Source organism: Limimaricola hongkongensis DSM 17492 (genome assembly GCF_000600975.2).
Taxonomy (GTDB): Bacteria; Pseudomonadota; Alphaproteobacteria; order Rhodobacterales; family Rhodobacteraceae; genus Limimaricola; species Limimaricola hongkongensis.
Genome location: NZ_KK088650.1, coordinates 438,336 through 453,949 on the forward strand (window position 1 = coordinate 438,336; position 15,614 = coordinate 453,949).

At 69.2% G+C, this 15,614-nt stretch carries 18 protein-coding genes; 7 read left to right on the top strand and 11 right to left on the bottom strand.

Annotated features, from left to right (window positions below; all coding sequences use genetic code 11):
• Positions 1–98 precede the first annotated feature (98 nt).
• Positions 99–1,223 carry a zinc ABC transporter substrate-binding protein gene (locus LOKHON_RS06740; protein ID WP_017928852.1) on the bottom strand — a complete coding sequence of 375 codons (1,125 nt, stop codon included), beginning with the start codon at positions 1,221–1,223 and terminating at the stop codon, positions 99–101.
• An 86-nt stretch (positions 1,224–1,309) separates the two neighbouring features.
• On the opposite strand from LOKHON_RS06740, the gene LOKHON_RS06745 reads away from it, so the two are divergent.
• Genes LOKHON_RS06745 through LOKHON_RS06755 form a run of 3 tightly spaced genes read left to right on the top strand, consistent with a single transcriptional unit; the run spans position 1,310 to position 3,350 of the window.
• Positions 1,310–1,786 (top strand): Fur family transcriptional regulator, encoded by a 477-nt coding sequence (locus LOKHON_RS06745; protein ID WP_017928853.1) that lies wholly within the window; start codon positions 1,310–1,312, stop codon positions 1,784–1,786.
• A gap of 5 nt (positions 1,787–1,791) precedes the next feature.
• On the top strand, positions 1,792–2,556 hold the full coding sequence (locus tag LOKHON_RS06750; protein WP_017928854.1) for a metal ABC transporter ATP-binding protein: 765 nt from the start codon (positions 1,792–1,794) through the stop codon (positions 2,554–2,556).
• Positions 2,556–3,350, top strand: a complete 795-nt coding sequence (locus tag LOKHON_RS06755) for a metal ABC transporter permease (protein ID WP_026147527.1) — start codon at positions 2,556–2,558, stop codon at positions 3,348–3,350. The genes LOKHON_RS06750 and LOKHON_RS06755 overlap by 1 nt, the downstream gene beginning before the upstream one ends.
• Before the next feature lie 67 nt (positions 3,351–3,417).
• Here LOKHON_RS06755 and LOKHON_RS06760 read toward each other — a convergent pair whose 3' ends face one another.
• Positions 3,418–4,170 carry a DUF6473 family protein gene (locus LOKHON_RS06760; protein WP_017928856.1) on the bottom strand — a complete coding sequence of 251 codons (753 nt, stop codon included), beginning with the start codon at positions 4,168–4,170 and terminating at the stop codon, positions 3,418–3,420.
• Positions 4,171–4,305: 135 nt separating this feature from the next.
• Between LOKHON_RS06760 and LOKHON_RS06765 the strand changes: the two genes are divergently transcribed.
• The gene (locus tag LOKHON_RS06765) at positions 4,306–5,181 is read left to right on the top strand and encodes a 3-hydroxybutyryl-CoA dehydrogenase (protein WP_017928857.1); all 876 of its coding nucleotides are present in this window, start codon (positions 4,306–4,308) and stop codon (positions 5,179–5,181) included.
• 19 nt (positions 5,182–5,200) lie between these two features.
• On the opposite strand, the gene LOKHON_RS06770 is transcribed toward LOKHON_RS06765, so the two are convergent.
• Genes LOKHON_RS06770 through LOKHON_RS06795 form a run of 6 tightly spaced genes read right to left on the bottom strand, consistent with a single transcriptional unit; the run spans position 5,201 to position 9,731 of the window.
• The gene (locus tag LOKHON_RS06770; protein WP_017928858.1) at positions 5,201–5,473 is read right to left on the bottom strand and encodes an HPr family phosphocarrier protein; all 273 of its coding nucleotides are present in this window, start codon (positions 5,471–5,473) and stop codon (positions 5,201–5,203) included.
• Positions 5,470–5,889 (bottom strand): PTS sugar transporter subunit IIA, encoded by a 420-nt coding sequence (locus LOKHON_RS06775; RefSeq protein WP_017928859.1) that lies wholly within the window; start codon positions 5,887–5,889, stop codon positions 5,470–5,472. Before LOKHON_RS06775 ends, LOKHON_RS06770 begins: the two co-directional genes overlap by 4 nt.
• A complete protein-coding gene (gene rapZ, locus LOKHON_RS06780; RefSeq protein ID WP_051059657.1) occupies positions 5,886–6,836 on the bottom strand; it encodes an RNase adapter RapZ in 951 nt (316 codons plus the stop codon). The genes LOKHON_RS06775 and rapZ overlap by 4 nt, the downstream gene beginning before the upstream one ends.
• Positions 6,833–7,261 (bottom strand): HPr kinase/phosphorylase, encoded by a 429-nt coding sequence (locus LOKHON_RS06785; protein WP_017928861.1) that lies wholly within the window; start codon positions 7,259–7,261, stop codon positions 6,833–6,835. Before LOKHON_RS06785 ends, rapZ begins: the two co-directional genes overlap by 4 nt.
• Positions 7,262–7,266: 5 nt before the next feature.
• Positions 7,267–9,000: a HAMP domain-containing histidine kinase gene (locus LOKHON_RS06790; RefSeq protein WP_017928862.1), complete on the bottom strand. Its 1,734-nt coding sequence runs from the start codon at positions 8,998–9,000 to the stop codon at positions 7,267–7,269.
• A gap of 29 nt (positions 9,001–9,029) precedes the next feature.
• The gene (locus LOKHON_RS06795; RefSeq protein WP_017928863.1) at positions 9,030–9,731 is read right to left on the bottom strand and encodes a response regulator transcription factor; all 702 of its coding nucleotides are present in this window, start codon (positions 9,729–9,731) and stop codon (positions 9,030–9,032) included.
• Between the two features lie 328 nt (positions 9,732–10,059).
• Between LOKHON_RS06795 and LOKHON_RS06800 the strand changes: the two genes are divergently transcribed.
• Together LOKHON_RS06800 and LOKHON_RS06805 are read left to right on the top strand one after the other, a co-directional pair.
• The gene (locus LOKHON_RS06800; RefSeq protein ID WP_017928864.1) at positions 10,060–11,658 is read left to right on the top strand and encodes a phosphoenolpyruvate carboxykinase; all 1,599 of its coding nucleotides are present in this window, start codon (positions 10,060–10,062) and stop codon (positions 11,656–11,658) included.
• A gap of 83 nt (positions 11,659–11,741) precedes the next feature.
• On the top strand, positions 11,742–12,836 hold the full coding sequence (locus LOKHON_RS06805; RefSeq protein ID WP_017928865.1) for an alpha/beta hydrolase family protein: 1,095 nt from the start codon (positions 11,742–11,744) through the stop codon (positions 12,834–12,836).
• On the opposite strand, the gene LOKHON_RS06810 is transcribed toward LOKHON_RS06805, so the two are convergent.
• Entirely contained in the window at positions 12,833–13,468 is a 636-nt protein-coding gene (locus LOKHON_RS06810) for a ribonuclease T2 family protein (protein ID WP_017928866.1), read from the bottom strand. The two genes, LOKHON_RS06805 and LOKHON_RS06810, sit on opposite strands and share 4 nt — an antisense overlap.
• Before the next feature lie 132 nt (positions 13,469–13,600).
• Between LOKHON_RS06810 and LOKHON_RS06815 the strand changes: the two genes are divergently transcribed.
• Positions 13,601–14,374 carry a DUF1013 domain-containing protein gene (locus LOKHON_RS06815; protein ID WP_017928867.1) on the top strand — a complete coding sequence of 258 codons (774 nt, stop codon included), beginning with the start codon at positions 13,601–13,603 and terminating at the stop codon, positions 14,372–14,374.
• Between the two features lie 48 nt (positions 14,375–14,422).
• On the opposite strand, the gene LOKHON_RS06820 is transcribed toward LOKHON_RS06815, so the two are convergent.
• Positions 14,423–14,869, bottom strand: coding sequence for a PACE efflux transporter (locus LOKHON_RS06820; RefSeq protein WP_017928868.1), 447 nt, complete (start codon positions 14,867–14,869; stop codon positions 14,423–14,425).
• Between the two features lie 117 nt (positions 14,870–14,986).
• Positions 14,987–15,580: a recombination mediator RecR gene (recR, locus tag LOKHON_RS06825; RefSeq protein ID WP_017928869.1), complete on the bottom strand. Its 594-nt coding sequence runs from the start codon at positions 15,578–15,580 to the stop codon at positions 14,987–14,989.
• Between the last annotated feature and the right edge of the window lie 34 nt (positions 15,581–15,614).

The window sequence follows — 15,614 nt, forward strand, 5'->3', positions numbered from 1 at the left end:
TTGCCCGGCCCCCGATCGGCCCCATGGCTCGCGGATCGGCGCGTGTTCTCCCTGCGCCCCGCCCTGGCCTGCGATGCGGCGGGGCGGGGCGCGGTGGTTCAGGAGGCGCAGCCGGCGATGTCGTCGGCGATGGCGCGGATCAGCTCGGGGTAGAAGCCCGGCCCCGGCTCGAGATCGAAGCCGAGCGGATCGATGACCGCAGCCTTGGCCTCGGTGCCCTCGGTGACGGTCGCGACGAGGCTCTGGTTGAACTGCGGCTCGGAGAAGACGCAGGCAACGCCGAGATCGCGGACCCGGTCGCGCACCTCCTCGATCCGGGCCGGGCTCGGGTCGGAGGCATCGCTGAGCGAGATCGCGCCGGCGGCCGAGAGGCCGAAGCGGGTCTCGTAGTAGTGGTAGGCGTCGTGGAACACGACGAAGCCGATCTCGCCCGCCGCATTGAGCGTCTCGCGCGCCCCGGCGGTCGCGGCGTCGATCTCCTCGCGGCCCGCGGCGGCATTGGCGCGGTAGGTCTCGGCGTTGTCGGGGTCGAGCGCGGCGAGCTCATCGGCGATCAGGCCGAGCCAGACCTTGCCGTTCTCGGGGTCGAGCCACGCATGCGGGTCGATGCCGTCATGGTCGTGGCCCTCATGGCCGCCATCCGCGTGGTCCTCGTGGTCGTCATGCCCGTGGTCGTCATGATCGTCATGCGCGTGTTCGTCATGGGACGCCTCGTCCTCATGCCCGGCATGGTCATCCTCATGCGCGTGGTCGGCGTGATCTTCGCCTTCGTGATCGGCGTGATCCTCTTCGCCTTCATGCCCGGCGTGCTCCTCATCCGCATGCGCCTCGCCATGCTCGTGATCGTGGTCGTCGAAGACCGCGCCCTCGCGAAACGCCAGCACGTCGAGACCCGGCGCGTCGAGCAGCTCGACCACCAGCGCATCCGCGGCCAGCGTGTCGATCGTCTCGTCGAGCCACGGCTCGAGCGCCGGGCCGACCCAGAACACCGCGTCCGCCCGGTCGAGCGCGCGCGCCTCGGAAGGGCGCATCGCGTAGTCATGCGGCGAGCTGCCGGGCTGCACGATCAGGTCGGGCGTGCCGAGACCCTCCATCACGCGGGCCACGAGGCCATGCACCGGCGCGATGTCGGTCGCGACGCGCGGCGCTTCGGCGGCGGCGCCCGAGGCCACGGTCAGCGCGAGGGCACAGCCGATCAGCGATCGTTCGGGGGTCATGGACATCGAAGGCTCCTGTGATTATATAACACGCAGCGCCTTGTAGGCTGTATGATATAACATATCAACCCCAATCCGAGCAGGAGATCGCGATGACGAGCCAGGCGTTCGAAGCGCATGACCATCGAAGCTGCATCGCCGAGGGCGTGGCCTCGGCCGTGCAGATCTGCGCCGAGCGCAATCTCCAGCTCACCAAGGCGCGCCAGCGCGTGCTGGAGATCCTGCTTTCCGAGCATCGGGCGATGGGCGCCTACGAGATCCTCGAAGTGCTGCGCGCCGAGGGGCTGGGCTCGCAGCCGCCGGTGGCCTACCGGGCGCTCGAATTCCTGACCAAGCACGGCTTCGCGCATCGGATCGAGCGGCTCAACGCCTTCATTGCCTGCACGCATGTCGATAATGCGCATGCGCCGGTCTTCCTGATCTGCCGCGCCTGCGAGCGCGTGGTCGAGGCCGAGGCCGATCCCGCGCAGGGCGAGATCGACCGCGCCGCCAGACAGGCGGGCTTCGTCGTCGAGCGCGCCGTGCGCGAGGCCGAGGGGCTCTGCCCCGCCTGCGCGAGCGGGGCCTGATCCGCATGGCACATCCCCTGGTCAAGGCGCGCAACCTGACCGTCCGCCACGGCGAGACGACGGTGCTGCACAATGTCGACCTGCATGTCGATGCGGGCGAGATCGTCACCATCGTCGGCCCCAACGGCTCGGGCAAATCGACGCTGATCGCGGCGCTGCTGGGCGGCGTGCGCCCGGTGACGGGCGGGGTCGAGCGGGCGCGCGGCCTGCGCATCGGCTACGTGCCGCAGCGGCTGGTGCTCGATCCGACCCTGCCGATGACGGTCGAACGGTTTCTCGGCCTGCCGCGCCGGGTTTCCTCGGCCCGCGCGGCCGAGGCGCTGGAGCGCGCGGGCGTGCCCGATATCGGCGACCGGCAGATGGCGGCGCTTTCGGGCGGGCAGTTCCAGCGGGCGCTTCTGGCCCGCGCGATCCTCGAGGAGCCGCAGCTGCTCATCCTCGACGAGGCCACCGCCGGGCTCGACCAGCCCGGCTCGGCCGCCTTCTACCGGCGGATCGAGGAGGTGCGCCGCGACACCGGCTGCGGCGTGCTGATGATCAGCCACGATCTGCACGTGGTGATGAGCGCCTCGGACCGGGTGATCTGCCTCAACGGCCATGTCTGCTGCGAGGGCACGCCCGAGGTCGTCGCCGCCGCCCCCGATTACCGGCGGCTGTTCGGCGCGGGCACCCGCGGCGCGCTGGCGCTCTATCGCCATCACCACGATCACGAACACGACCACCCGCATCATCACCATCACCACGATCATCCGCAGGACGCCGCAGAATGATGCTCGACGATTTCATGACCCGCGCCGCGCTGGCCGGGATCGGCACCGGGCTCGCCGCGGCGCCGCTGGGCTGCTTCGTGGTCTGGCGGCGCATGGCCTATTTCGGCGACGCGACCGCCCATGCCGCGATCCTCGGCGTGGCGCTGTCTCTGGCGTTGTCGCTGCCGGTCTTCGTGGGCACCTTGGTGGTGGCGCTGGTGATGGCGACGATCGTCGCCGTGATCTCGGGGCGCGGCTACGCGATGGACACGCTTCTGGGCGTGATGGCGCATTCGGCGCTGGCCTTCGGCCTTGTCGGCGTGACCTTTCTCGACGGGGTGCGCATCGACCTCATGGCCTATCTCTTCGGTGACATCCTGTCGGTGTCGCGCGGCGATCTGGCGGTGGTCTGGGGCGGCGCGGCGCTGGTGCTGGCGTTGATCGGCTGGCGCTGGTCGGCGCTGCTGACATCGACGCTCAACCCCGATCTCGCCCGCGCCGCCGGCATCGACCCCAAGCGCGAGCAGCTGGTGCTGACGCTCGCGCTCGCCGTGGTGGTGGCGGTGGCGATCAAGGTGGTGGGCGTGCTGCTGATCACCGCGCTGCTGATCATCCCGGCCGCCACGGTCCGGCCCTTTGCCTCGACGCCCGAGCGCATGGGCATTCTCGCGGCGCTCGTGGCGATGGTCTCGGCCTGGGCAGGGCTGCGCGCCTCTTATGCGCTCGACACGCCGACCGGCCCCACCATCGTCTGCGTCACCGCGCTGCTGTTCAGCCTGTCGACCGTGGCCTCGGGGCTGCGCCGCGCGGGGTAGGCCCGGCGCCGCGTTCCGCCGACCGGGGCCGGCCCCGGCCGCAAGCGGATGGCCGGAAGGCGCGTGTTCAATCATCCTCGCCCAGAAACAGCCGCGCGAGGTCGCGCGCGACGGCGCGATGCCGGGCGGCTTCGGGCCGCCCGTCGCGGGGCGCCATGACGATGTGGCGCACCACCGGGCGCAGCGCCTCGATCATGTCGGTCGTCACGAAAAGCGGGTCGTCGCCAAGCCGCCCATGCCCGAGCCGGACCGGCAGCACGACCAGCGTCACCGGCACGCCAAGCTGCGCGATCAGGCTGCGCATGCGCATGCTCCAGGCCACGCGCAGCTCGTCGCGCACCAGCGCAAAGCGCGCCTCTTCGTGGCTGTGCAGCGATTCGAGCATGTGCCGCACGAAGCAGAAATCCGTGAAGTCGATCTCGGGATACAGCGCGCGCAGCTTGGCCGAGGCGCGCAAAAACCGGTCGTTGCGCCGCGGGTGGACGCTGTAGAACCGGTTGGCCAGCCCCTGCGCGCCCGTGACCTGAAGCACCACCCTCTCGGCGCCCTGGCACATCGCCAGCAGCGCCGCATCCCCGAGCAGCGCCCCGATGCCCGCGTTCAGCGTGCCGAGATTGACGCAGGCCCGGCCCGTGCTGCGCTCCAACAGCGCGGGAAAGGGCTGCTCCAGCCCGGGGCCGAAGGTTTCGGTGCCCCCCGGACAGGCGATGTAGCCCCGGTCGATGCGTCGCAGCGGTCCCCGGACCTCCAGCCGCGATGCCGCGTAGCGCCCGCGGGGCGGCGGCCCCCCGCGGGCGGCGCCGAAATTCTCGTGCCTCATGGCGTTGCCTCACCCGTTTTCCCGCCCCGCAGGAAAGCACGAAACCCTTGCGATACCGCTAAGCCCGGCCCGCCCTTGTGAGCGGGGCGGCCGCGGACCTATGGTGCGCCCGAAACCGGGAGAAGGAATTCGCAGATGGCGATCGAGAAGGTGGGCGTGGTCGGCGCCGGGCAGATGGGCAATGGCATCGCCCATGTCTGCGCGCAGGCGGGCTTCGAGGTGATGTTGACCGACATCAGCGCCGAGGCGCTCGACAAGGCGGTGGCGCTGATCGGGCGCAACCTCGACAGGCAGCTCTCCAAGGGCGCGATCACCGAGGCCGACAAATCCGCGGCGCTGGGCCGGATCACCACCACGCAGACCCTGACCGATCTGGGCCCCTGCGACCTGATCGTCGAGGCCGCGACCGAGCGCGAGGCGATCAAGACCAAGATCTTCGAGGAGCTGGTGCCGCATCTGGCCGGGCACACGATCCTGGCCTCGAACACCTCTTCGATCTCGATCACGCGGCTGGCCTCGCGCACCGACCGGCCCGGAAAGTTCATCGGCTTTCACTTCATGAACCCGGTGCCGGTGATGAGCCTCGTCGAGCTGATCCGCGGCATCGCCACCGACGACGCGACCTTCGAGGCCTGTCTCGGCGTGGTCGAGCGGCTCGGCAAGACGGCGGCGACGTCCGAGGATTTTCCGGCCTTCATCGTCAACCGCATCCTGATGCCGATGATCAACGAGGCGGTCTATGCCTTGTTCGAAGGCGTCGGCTCGGTGGCATCCATCGACACCTCGCTCAAGCTGGGGGCGAACCACCCGATGGGGCCCTTGGAGCTTGCCGATTTCATCGGTCTCGACACCTGCCTTGCCATCATGAACGTGCTGCATGACGGGCTGGCGGACACGAAATACCGGCCCTGTCCGCTGTTGACCAAATATGTCGAGGCCGGCTGGCTCGGGCGCAAGACCGGGCGCGGCTTCTACGACTACAGCGGCGAGACGCCGGTGCCGACGCGCTGACAGGGGCGGGGGAGGGGGCTCAGCCCCCTTCGCCGAAGCAATCGGTGACCAGCGCCTCGATCGCGTCGGCGAGCCGCTCGGCCTCGGCGCCCGAGGTCTCGACCTCGATCCAGGTGCCGCGCGAGGCGGCGAGCATGAGAAGGCCCATGATGCTGTCGCCGGTGGTCGACAGCCCGTCCCGGCTGACGGTGGCCTCGGCGTCGAAGGATTCGACGCATTCGGCGAGCTTGGCGGAGGCGCGGGCGTGAAGCCCCTTCACGTTGATGATCTGCAGGCGTCTTGAAGTGGTCATGTTCCGGTGCGTGTCTCCGTCTGCAGTCCCGCATCGACGATCAGGCTGTCGATGTATTTGCGCCCCGCCGTGAGCGCCGCGCGCACCGCCTCGGGGACGGATTTGCCGCGCGACTTGGCGAGCTTGATGAGCATGGGGAGATTGGCGCCGTAGAGAATGCGCCGGTCCGACACCGAGCAGGCCCGAAGCGACAGGTTCGACGGCGATCCGCCGAACATGTCGGTGACGATCACCACGCCGTTGCCGGTGTCGACGGCATCCGCGGCCGAGCAGATCTCGTCCTGCTTGGCGGCGCGGTCGTCGTCGGGCAGGATGGTGATGGCCATGACACCGGTCTGGTGCCCCACCACGTGTTCCACCGCCGCGAGGTATTCGCGTGCGAGGCCCCCATGGGCCACGATGACGATTCCGATCACGCGACTTGTCCCCGTTCGGCCGGCGGAATCCTCGTCCCGGCGCGGCGTTCCAGCTCCCTGTGACGTTTAGACACCTGCCATCCCTCCTTCGCAAGGGTCTTGGCCAATCGTTCGGTCACGGCGACCGACCGGTGTTGCCCCCCGGTACACCCAAAGCCGATGGCGAGATGCGTCTTGCCCTCGGCATGATAGGCGGGCAGCAACGGTAATACAAAATCGCACATCGAGGTGAAGAAGCCGTCAAAGCGGGGGTCGCCCGCAACATGCGCGTCGACCGCGGCATCGCGCCCGTCGAGCGGACGCAGATCGGGCTCCCAGTGCGGGTTGCGCAGAAACCGGCAATCGATCACCAGGTCGAGCCCGCGCGGCAAGCCGCGCTTGTACGAAAAGCTGTGCAGCGTCACCGCCAGCGTCCGCCCCTCGGGCGGGGCGAACCAGCGTTCGATCTCGGCCCGGCCTTCATGCGGCGACAGGCCGGTGGTGTCGATCAGCACGTCGGCGCGCGCCCGGACCGGCCCCAGAAGCTCGCGCTCGCGCGCGATGCCCGCGGCGGGGCTGTCGGCGGGGGCCAGCGGGTGGCGGCGCCGCGTCTCCGAGAACCGCTGCACCAGCACGTCCTCGTCGCAGTCGAGATAGAGCACCTGAAGCGCCATGTCGCTGCGCTGCCCCAGCCGGTCGATGACGTCGATCAGCGCGTCGGTGGTGAAGTCGCGGTTGCGCACGTCGAGCCCGAGCGCCAGCGGGCGCGTCAGCGGCGGGCCCTCCAGAAGCCGTGGCAGCAGCGACAGCGGCAGGTTGTCGATCACCTCGTGGCCGAGATCCTCGAGCAGGTTGATCGCGGTGGTCCGCCCGGCGCCCGAGGGGCCGGTGACCAGCACGAGCGTCTGTCGCCGTTCCTCGGGCGGGTCCGGCACAAGAGGGGAAGCAAGGGCAGGGTCGGGTATCATGGCTCTCTCCGTCCTGCCTTCAGATACTGCAGGATCGCGGGCGCGAAATGGCCCGTCCCGATATCGTGAAGCAAGGGGAGCGAACAGCCCAGATGCGTGACGTGACGTTCCGGCGGCAGACGTGCCGTCTCGGCCCGGCCCAGATCCACGGCGAGGCTCAGCCGCACCGGCCCACATGGCACCGCCCCGAGCAGGCCTACACCGCGCGCCTCGATCATCCCGGCGATGGCGGCGGGGCAGCTCGCCCAGAGCCCGCCGCCCGGCGCGGGGGCGAGATGGGTCCGGTCATCGGCCACCAGATCGCAGCCCAGCCCCATCAGCGCCAGCGCCAACGTCGACTTGCCGCTGCCGGAAGGCCCGGTGATCAGCACGCCGCGCCCGCGCCAGGCCACGCAGCTGGCATGCAGGGTGAGCGGCGGCGGCATCCGCCTCAGACCGGCAGGCCGACCACGAAGCGCGCGCCCAGCGGCTCGGAGGTCGGGTCGGCCTCGGTGGGGCGGATGTTCTCGGCCCAGATCACGCCGCCATGCGCCTCGACGATCTGCTTGGAGATGGCGAGGCCGAGGCCGGAATTGTTGCCGAACTGCTGCTCTGGCCGCTCCGAATAGAAACGCTGGAAGATCTTGCTCAGCGCGTTCTCGGGGATGCCCGGCCCGGTGTCCTCGACCACCACCAGCACCCGGTTCTCGCGCTGGCGCGCCCAGATGCGGATCGCGTCGCCATCCTCGCAGAACGAGATGGCGTTGGTGATCAGGTTGACGAAGACCTGCGCCAGCCGCCCTTCGAGGCCCTGGATCTCGATCGGTCGCGACGGCAGGTCGGCGATGAAGTCGATCCCCTTGAGCGTCGCCTCGCGGCCGAGGAAATCGTTCAGGTTGGTCAGCATCTTGAGAAGGTCGAACCGCTCCTCCTCCTCCTTGACCAGCTCGGCGTCGAGCCGCGAGGCGCTGGAGATGTCCGAGACCAGCCGGTCGAGCCGGCGCACATCGTGCTCGATCACGTCCAGAAGCTTTTCGCGGTGGTCCTCGCGCTTGACGATGCGCAGGCTGCCGACGGCGGAGCGCAGCGAGGCGAGCGGGTTCTTGATCTCGTGCGCGACATCGGCGGCGAACTGTTCGTTGCCCTCGATCCGGTCGTAAAGCGCGGCCACCATGCCGCGCAGCGCCGCCGACAGGCGGCCGATCTCGTCGGGCCGGGCCGTCAGGTCGGGGATGCGCACCTTGGTGGGGGCGAATTTGCGGGCGTTGCGGTCGCGCCCGGTTTCGGCGGCGGCGGCCAGCTCCGACAGCGGGTTGGCGATGGTCGAGGCGAGCACGAGGCTCAGCCCGATCGACACGAGGATGCCGACCACGAACATCTGCAGCACCTGCTCGCGCTCGCGCCGCACCAGCGCGTCGATCTCGCCCGCCGCCGAGGTGACGGCGACGACGCCGACGGCGCGGCGGCCCTGTTGGACCGGCGTGGCCACCGCGAAGATGGTGCGCCCCTGGGCATCGGTGCGGGTCTGCACCGCCGTGCCGCCCGACAGCGCGGGCGAGACCAGCGCCCGCGCCGCGTCGGCGGTGCCGAAGGCAGGCGCCGGGGCGCTGGCGGGCGAGAGCAGCCCGGCGATCGCCTCCCAGCCGGCGTTGAGCATGTCGGTCAGCACCGTGCCGCCGGGGTCGAGGGCGAGCCCGCTCACCGCCGTGCCGTCCTGGGCCGCGGTTTCGCCCACCAGCCGGCCCGACGGGTCGAACACCCGCAGCTCGATCCCGTCGCGCAGATCGAGAGAGCCGAGGCTGGCGGCCACGTCGATCCCGTCGCCGGTGATCAGGTTGACCGGCCCGCCCGAGGGCAGCTGCACCTCGAACAGGTCGGCAATCAGCTCGGCCTGGCTGACCAGCGAGGAGGCGCGCTGAAAGGCGAGATTGTCGCGCGACGGCGCGAGATAGAGCATCCCCGCCACCAGCAGCAGCAGCGCGATCAGGTTGAAGGTGATGATCTTGCGCGCCAGCGGCGAGCGGTTGAGCTGCACCAGCCTGCGGCGGCGGCGCGGGGCGGTCCCGGTCTCCGGCGTCACCCAGTCCTCGCCGAGCACCACCCGCTCCTGCGCCTCACCGCCGGTCCGGGCGGCGCGCCGGACCGAGTTGAGATCCCGCACGTCGATCTTGGGGGCGGCGGTCATGGCGCGCTCATCCTCCGGGGAAAGCCCTGTTATTCCTCGTTGTAGCGGTAGCCGATCCCGTAGAGGGTCTCGATCGCCGAGAAATCGGGATCGGCGTTGCGCATCTTCTTGCGCAGCCGCTTGATGTGGCTGTCGATGGTGCGGTCGTCGACATAGACCTGGTCGTCATAGGCCACGTCCATCAGCTGGTCGCGGCTCTTGACGAAGCCCGGGCGCTGGGCCAGCGCCTGCAGCAGCAGGAACTCGGTCACGGTGAGCGACACGTCGCGGCCCTTCCAGCTCACGGCGTGGCGCAGCGGGTCCATGGTCAGATGGCCGCGCTCCATCACCTTGTTGTCCTCGGCGACCTCGACCGGCTCGCCCGAGATCGCGTCCTGGCGGCGCAGCAGCGTGCGGATGCGCTCCACCAGCAGGCGCTGGGAAAACGGCTTCTTGACGTAATCATCGGCCCCCATGCGCAGGCCCAGAACCTCGTCGATCTCGTCATCCTTGGAGGTCAGGAAGATCACCGGCATCTGGGTCTTCTGGCGCAGCCGCTGCAGCAGGTCCATGCCGTCCATGCGCGGCATCTTGATGTCGAGCACGGCCATGTCGGGCAGCTTCTTGTTGAAGGCGTCGAGCGCCTGTTGGCCGTCATTGTAGGTTTCGACCTCGAAGCCCTCGGCCTCGAGCGTCATCGCCACGGATGTCAGGATGTTCCGGTCGTCATCCACCAGCGCGATTTTCGACATTGGCATCCCTTTCCAGCTCGATTTCTTCTTTTGGGCTTTGATCCGTCATCCTGTTTTGCCTCCCCCAAATCAAGAGCGCAGAGCGAATCGCAGCCTCAATGCCGCCCCATTTGTGCCGAAATGGGATAACCAATGGCTAAAATGCCTCACCTTTTCGGGGCGGACGGCGGCGGATTCGCCGCCTCCGAAGCGGGGCGGGACGCGTGGGGCGGGGCGGTTGCGCTAACAGTCAGGATGGTTGCGCTAACTGGATGGCCGCCTTGGAAATCATCGTGTTAAGCCGGTTGCAACGGGTCGGAAGGGCGGCCCTGTCGAGAGGAGCCGGACGATGCAGCATGGACGCGTGAACCCCGAAATGACGCTCGAGGCGCAGGGCGTGACGGGGCTGGGGGAGGTCTATTACAACCTCACCGAACCACAGCTGATGCAGGCCGCGATTCGCGCCGGCGAAGGCACGCTGGGACAGGGCGGCACGTTGCTCGTGACCACCGGCCAGCACACCGGCCGCAGCCCCCGCGACAAGTTCGTGGTCCGCTCCGCCACCACCGAGAACACCATCTGGTGGGAGAACAACGCCGCGATGGCGCCGGAAGGCTTCGCCACGCTCAAGGCCGACATGCTGGCCCATCTCGCGGGCCGCAAGGTGCATGTGCAGGATCTTCATGCCGGCGCCGATCCGGCGCACCGCATCGACGTGCGCATGGTGACCGAGCTGGCCTGGCACGGGCTGTTCATCCGCCACCTGCTGCGCCGCCCCGAGCGCGCCGCGCTCGACGGCTTCGTCCCCGAATACACCGTCATCAACGCGCCGAGCTTCCGCGCCGACCCCGAACGGCATGGCTGCCGCTCCGGCACCGTCATCGCGATCAATCTCGACGAGAAGACGATCCTGATCGGCGGCACCGAATACGCGGGCGAAAACAAGAAGGCCGTGTTCACGCTGCTGAACTACCTGCTGCCGGAAAAGGGCATCATGCCGATGCACTGCTCGGCCAACCACGCGCCGGGCAACCCCGTGGACACCGCCGTCTTCTTCGGCCTGTCGGGCACCGGCAAGACCACGCTTTCGGCCGACCCGTCCCGCGTGCTGATCGGCGATGACGAACACGGCTGGTCCGAGCGCGGCACCTTCAACTTCGAGGGCGGCTGCTACGCCAAGACGATCAGCCTCTCGGCCGAGGCCGAGCCCGAGATCTATGCCACCACGCGCAAGTTCGGCACCGTGATCGAGAACATGGTGCATGACGCCGACACGCTGGAGCTCGATTTCGAGGACAGCTCGCTCACCGCGAACATGCGCTGCGCCTACCCGCTGCACTACATCTCCAACGCCTCCGAGGACGCGCTGGGCGGGCATCCCAAGAACATCGTGATGCTGACCTGCGATGCCTTCGGCGTGCTGCCCCCGATCGCGCGGCTGACGCCGGCGCAGGCGATGTACCACTTCCTGTCGGGCTTCACCTCCAAGGTGGCCGGCACCGAGCGCGGCGTGACCGAGCCCGAGCCGACCTTCTCGACCTGCTTCGGCGCGCCCTTCATGCCGCGCCGCCCCGAGGAATACGGCAAGCTCTTGCAGGACAAGATCGGCAATCACGGTGCCACCTGCTGGCTGGTGAACACCGGCTGGACCGGTGGCGCCTATGGCACCGGCAAACGCATGCCGATCGCCGCGACCCGCGCGCTGCTCTCGGCGGCGCTCGACGGCACGCTGGCCGAGGGCGCCTTCCGCAAGGATGCGAATTTCGGCTTCGACGTGCCGGTCTCGGTCGAGGGTGTCGACGACGCGCTGCTCGATCCGCGCGGCACATGGGCCGACGCCGCCGCCTATGACGCGCAGGCCGCCAAGCTGGTGCAGATGTTCGCCGACAATTTCGCGCAATACGTCCCGCATATCGACGAGGACGTGCGCGCCGCCGCCATCGGCTGAGGAGAGCCGAGAGGGCGGGGCGGCGCTTGACAGGGAGGAGCGCCGCCCCCCTCATGGCCGGGCGAATAGGAGGAGATCCGCCCGTGCCGAGCCTGCGTCCCGCCCTGCTGATCGCCCTGCTGCTGGCCGCCGCCCCCGGCCATGCGCAAAGGGCGGGCGCGGCGGCCCCCGGAGAGGAGCCGGGGGCCGCACCGGCGATCGAAATCGACGCCGAGACCGAAGCGGCACCCGATCCGGCGTCCGATCCGGCGTCCGGCCCCGAGGCCGGAACGGGGGAGGAGGCCGGGGCCTCGGATGTCGATCTTTCCACTCTCATGGTCATCGCGCCATGGCCGCGCCCGCTGCCGCTGTCGGACGGGCGCGCGGGGCTGTCGGACCGCGTCTCCATCGAGGTCGATGGCACGCCGGTCCACGGCCTGCTGGCGACACCGCCGGGCGGGCCCGCGCCGGTGGTGCTGTTGCTGCACGGCTTCACCGGCGACCGCGACGAGCTCGACATCGCGGGCGCGGGCGAGGGGGTGTTCGCCCGCACCGCCCGGCTGCTGGCCGAGGCGGGCTATGCCAGCCTGCGCATCGATTTCCGCGGCTCGGGCGAAAGCACCGAAGGCTTCGATTTCGCGCGCACCACCTTCGACAGCCAGATCGCCGACGCGCAGGCCGCGCTCGACTGGCTGGCCGCGGATGCGCGCGTCCTCGGGCGGCCCTACCTGATCGGCTGGAGCCAGGGCGGGCTGGTCGCGGCCTCCGTCGCCGGGCGCGGCGCGCCGGTCGAGGCGGTGGCGCTCTGGGCCGGGGTGGCCGATCCGCAGATCACCTTCGCCACGCTGTTCGGGCCGAAGATGCTGGAGCAGGGCGTGCTGTCGCCCGAGCCGACCAGCGTGACGCTGCCATGGGGGGCCGAGATCACGCTGGCGCAGCCCTTTTTCGAAGCCATCCTCGACGCCGACCCGCTGGCCGAGATCGCGCGCTATGACGGGCCGCTCTTCGTCGCCCAGGGCAGCGAGGACGCCACCGTCGACCCGGCGCAGGCCGAGATGTGGCTGTCGGCCCATGACGGGCCGGAGGAGCTGTGGCTGCGCGAGATGGACCACGCCTTCGATGCCTATCAGGGCCCCGACCGGCTCGACGAGATGGTCGCCGCCACCGTCGCCTTCTTCGACCTCTTGGGCGCGCCCTAGCGGATCGGCAGCATCAGCGCGTCCGAAAGCGCGCAGTCGCGGATCACGTCCGCGCCGCAATCGCGCGGCGCAAGATCGCGGGTCAGGCAGATCCGCACCTCCTGCACCATGCCCTCCCGGCAGGTCACGGTGAGCCCGTCCGCCGAAAGATCCGGGTTGTCGCGCAAAAAAGCCTGCTCGACCACCGCGGCGGGCAGGGTGATCTCGTCATTCAGCCTGCGGAATTCCTCGGGCCGCTCGATTTGCGCGAAGGCCGCGCGCGCCGTGTCGAAATAGGTCTCCGACGACAGGCCCGAACAGGTGCCGTGCTTCTTCCACTGGTGCCAGGCCGAACCGCCGGTGCCCATGATGTCGGCCATCGCGCCCGTGTCGCGGCGCGACGGCGGGCGCGCGCCGGTGTCGCAGTAATCGGGCCAGCCCGTCTCGTATTGCGGCCAGAGCCCGTGCAGCACCCAGCCCAGGTCGCGGTCCTCGTCGCACTGCGCCGAGCCGCGCGCGTCACCTTCGCGCGCGCACCAGCCGGGCGACCAGCTTAGGCTCACCACGTAGTAATCGAATTCGCCCGCCGTCTCGGCCCGCAGCGGCGAGGCCAGAAGCGCCAGCGCCGCGATCGCTCTTGCCGCAAGGGTCATTTATGTCTTTCCTCCTGCCTGTGTGATCCCTATATAGCCCGTTGAGTTCCCCGAAAATGGAAACCAAGGACCGCCAGGCGGTCCGCCCCAGGCCGGGGCCGGGGGAAGACGTGCTTTCGAAAGGGTGTTCCAATGGCTGACAAACCGCTCATGGCGAAGGCCACCGCCGTCTGGCTGGTGGACAACACGACGATCAGCTTCAAGCAGATCGGCGATTTCTGCGGGCTGCACGAGCTCGAGGTGCAGGGCATCGCCGATGGCGACGTGGCCGCCGGCGTGAAGGGGTTCGATCCCGTCGCCAACAACCAGCTGACGCAGGACGAGATCGACAAGGCCGAGAAGAACCCGCTGCACAAGCTGAAGCTCAAGTTCAACGCCTCCGCCCAGGGCGAGGAAAAGCGCCGCGGCCCGCGCTACACGCCGCTGTCCAAGCGCCAGGACCGCCCCGCCTCGATCCTGTGGCTGGTGAAGTTCCACCCCGAGCTCAGCGACGGCCAGATCTCCAAGCTGGTCGGCACCACCAAGCCGACGATCCAGGCGATCCGCGAGCGCACCCACTGGAACATCGGCAACATCGACCCGATCGACCCCGTCGCGCTGGGCCTGTGCCGCCAGTCCGAGCTCGACGCCGCCGTGCAGCAGGCCAACGCCAAGCGCCTGCGCGACGGCTCGGCCATGACCGATGACGAACGCCGCAAGCTGGTCTCCACCGAGCAGAGCCTCGGCATGTCGTCCGAGCCCAAGATCCCCGCCTCGATGAGCGGTCTCGAAGGCTTCACCCTCTCCGAGAGCAACGCCACCGAGGAGGAGCCCGAGGAAGAAGAGGACACGCGCGACGTCAAGGACGCCGACAGCTTCTTCAACCTGCCCAAGGGCGGCGATGACGAGGACGACGACGAAAAGTGATCTCCGGCGCGCCGGGGGCCTTGCGCCCCTGGCGGCACGGCGCGCGGGTCAGGCCTGAACGGTCTGGCCCGTTTGCGTTTGCGTGTCCGGGTCGGGAAAGACCCGCTCGTAGCCCCAGGTGAAGGCGAAGGTGTAGACGAGGTAGAACATCGCGAAGGTCATCTGGACCACGAAGGATTCGACATAGCCGAGACCCAGCCACCATGAGAAGATCGGCAGCAGGATCAGCACCAGCCCCAGCTCGAACGCCGTGGCGTGCAGCACCCTCAGCGGCAGCGTCTTGGCGGTGGTGCCGCGCCAGCGCTTCATCGCGTGGTCGAAGCCGAAATTGAACGTGTAGTTCCAGCAGGTCGCCACCAGCGACGAGATCACGCTGATCGCGCCGATGTCGAACAGCGGAAAGCCGTAGACCCAGCTGCCGAGCGGCGTGACCAGCGCCAGCCCCAGAAGCTCGAAGCTGACGGCCTGACGGATACGATCTGATTTGGTGCGCATGGAGCCTCCGCATTGCCATGTCCGCCGGGCCGTCCCGGTATGTCATGCCCACGATGGGGGGAGGTCGTCCTCGCTTCTTCAGGTAGATAGCCGACGGATCGGTTCTGCCGCAAGAGGTTACAGGTTGCGCCGCGCCCTGAGCGCCGCGCTGATCGTGCCGTCGTCGAGATAATCGAGCTCGCCGCCCACCGGCACGCCCTGTGCCAGCGAGGTCACCGACACCTCCGGCAGCTGGTCGGCGATGTAATGCGCCGTGGTCTGCCCGTCGATCGTCGCGCCAAGCGCGAGGATCACCTCGGACACCGCCTCGGCGCGCACCCGGTCCATCAGCCGCGGGATGCGCAGCTCCTCGGGGCCCACGGCGTCGAGCGCCGAAAGCGTGCCGCCGAGCACGTGGTAGCGGCCCTTGAACACGCCCGCGCGTTCCATCGCCCAAAGATCGGCCACGTCCTCGACCACGCAGATCTGCCCCGTCGCGCGGCGCTCGTCGGCGCAGATGCCGCAGACATCGCCGGTGCCGACATTGCCGCAGTTGAGACATTCGCGCGCGGTCGCGCCCACCTCCGTCATCGCCTCGGCGAGCGGGGTGAGCAGCGTGCCGCGCTTCTTGACCAGATGCAGCACCGCGCGCCGCGCCGAGCGCGGCCCGAGACCGGGCAGGCGCGACATCAGCTCGATCAGTTTGTCGATCGCCTCGCGGTCACCGCTCATGACCGGGCCTTGCGCGGGCGGATGCGGCGGATCT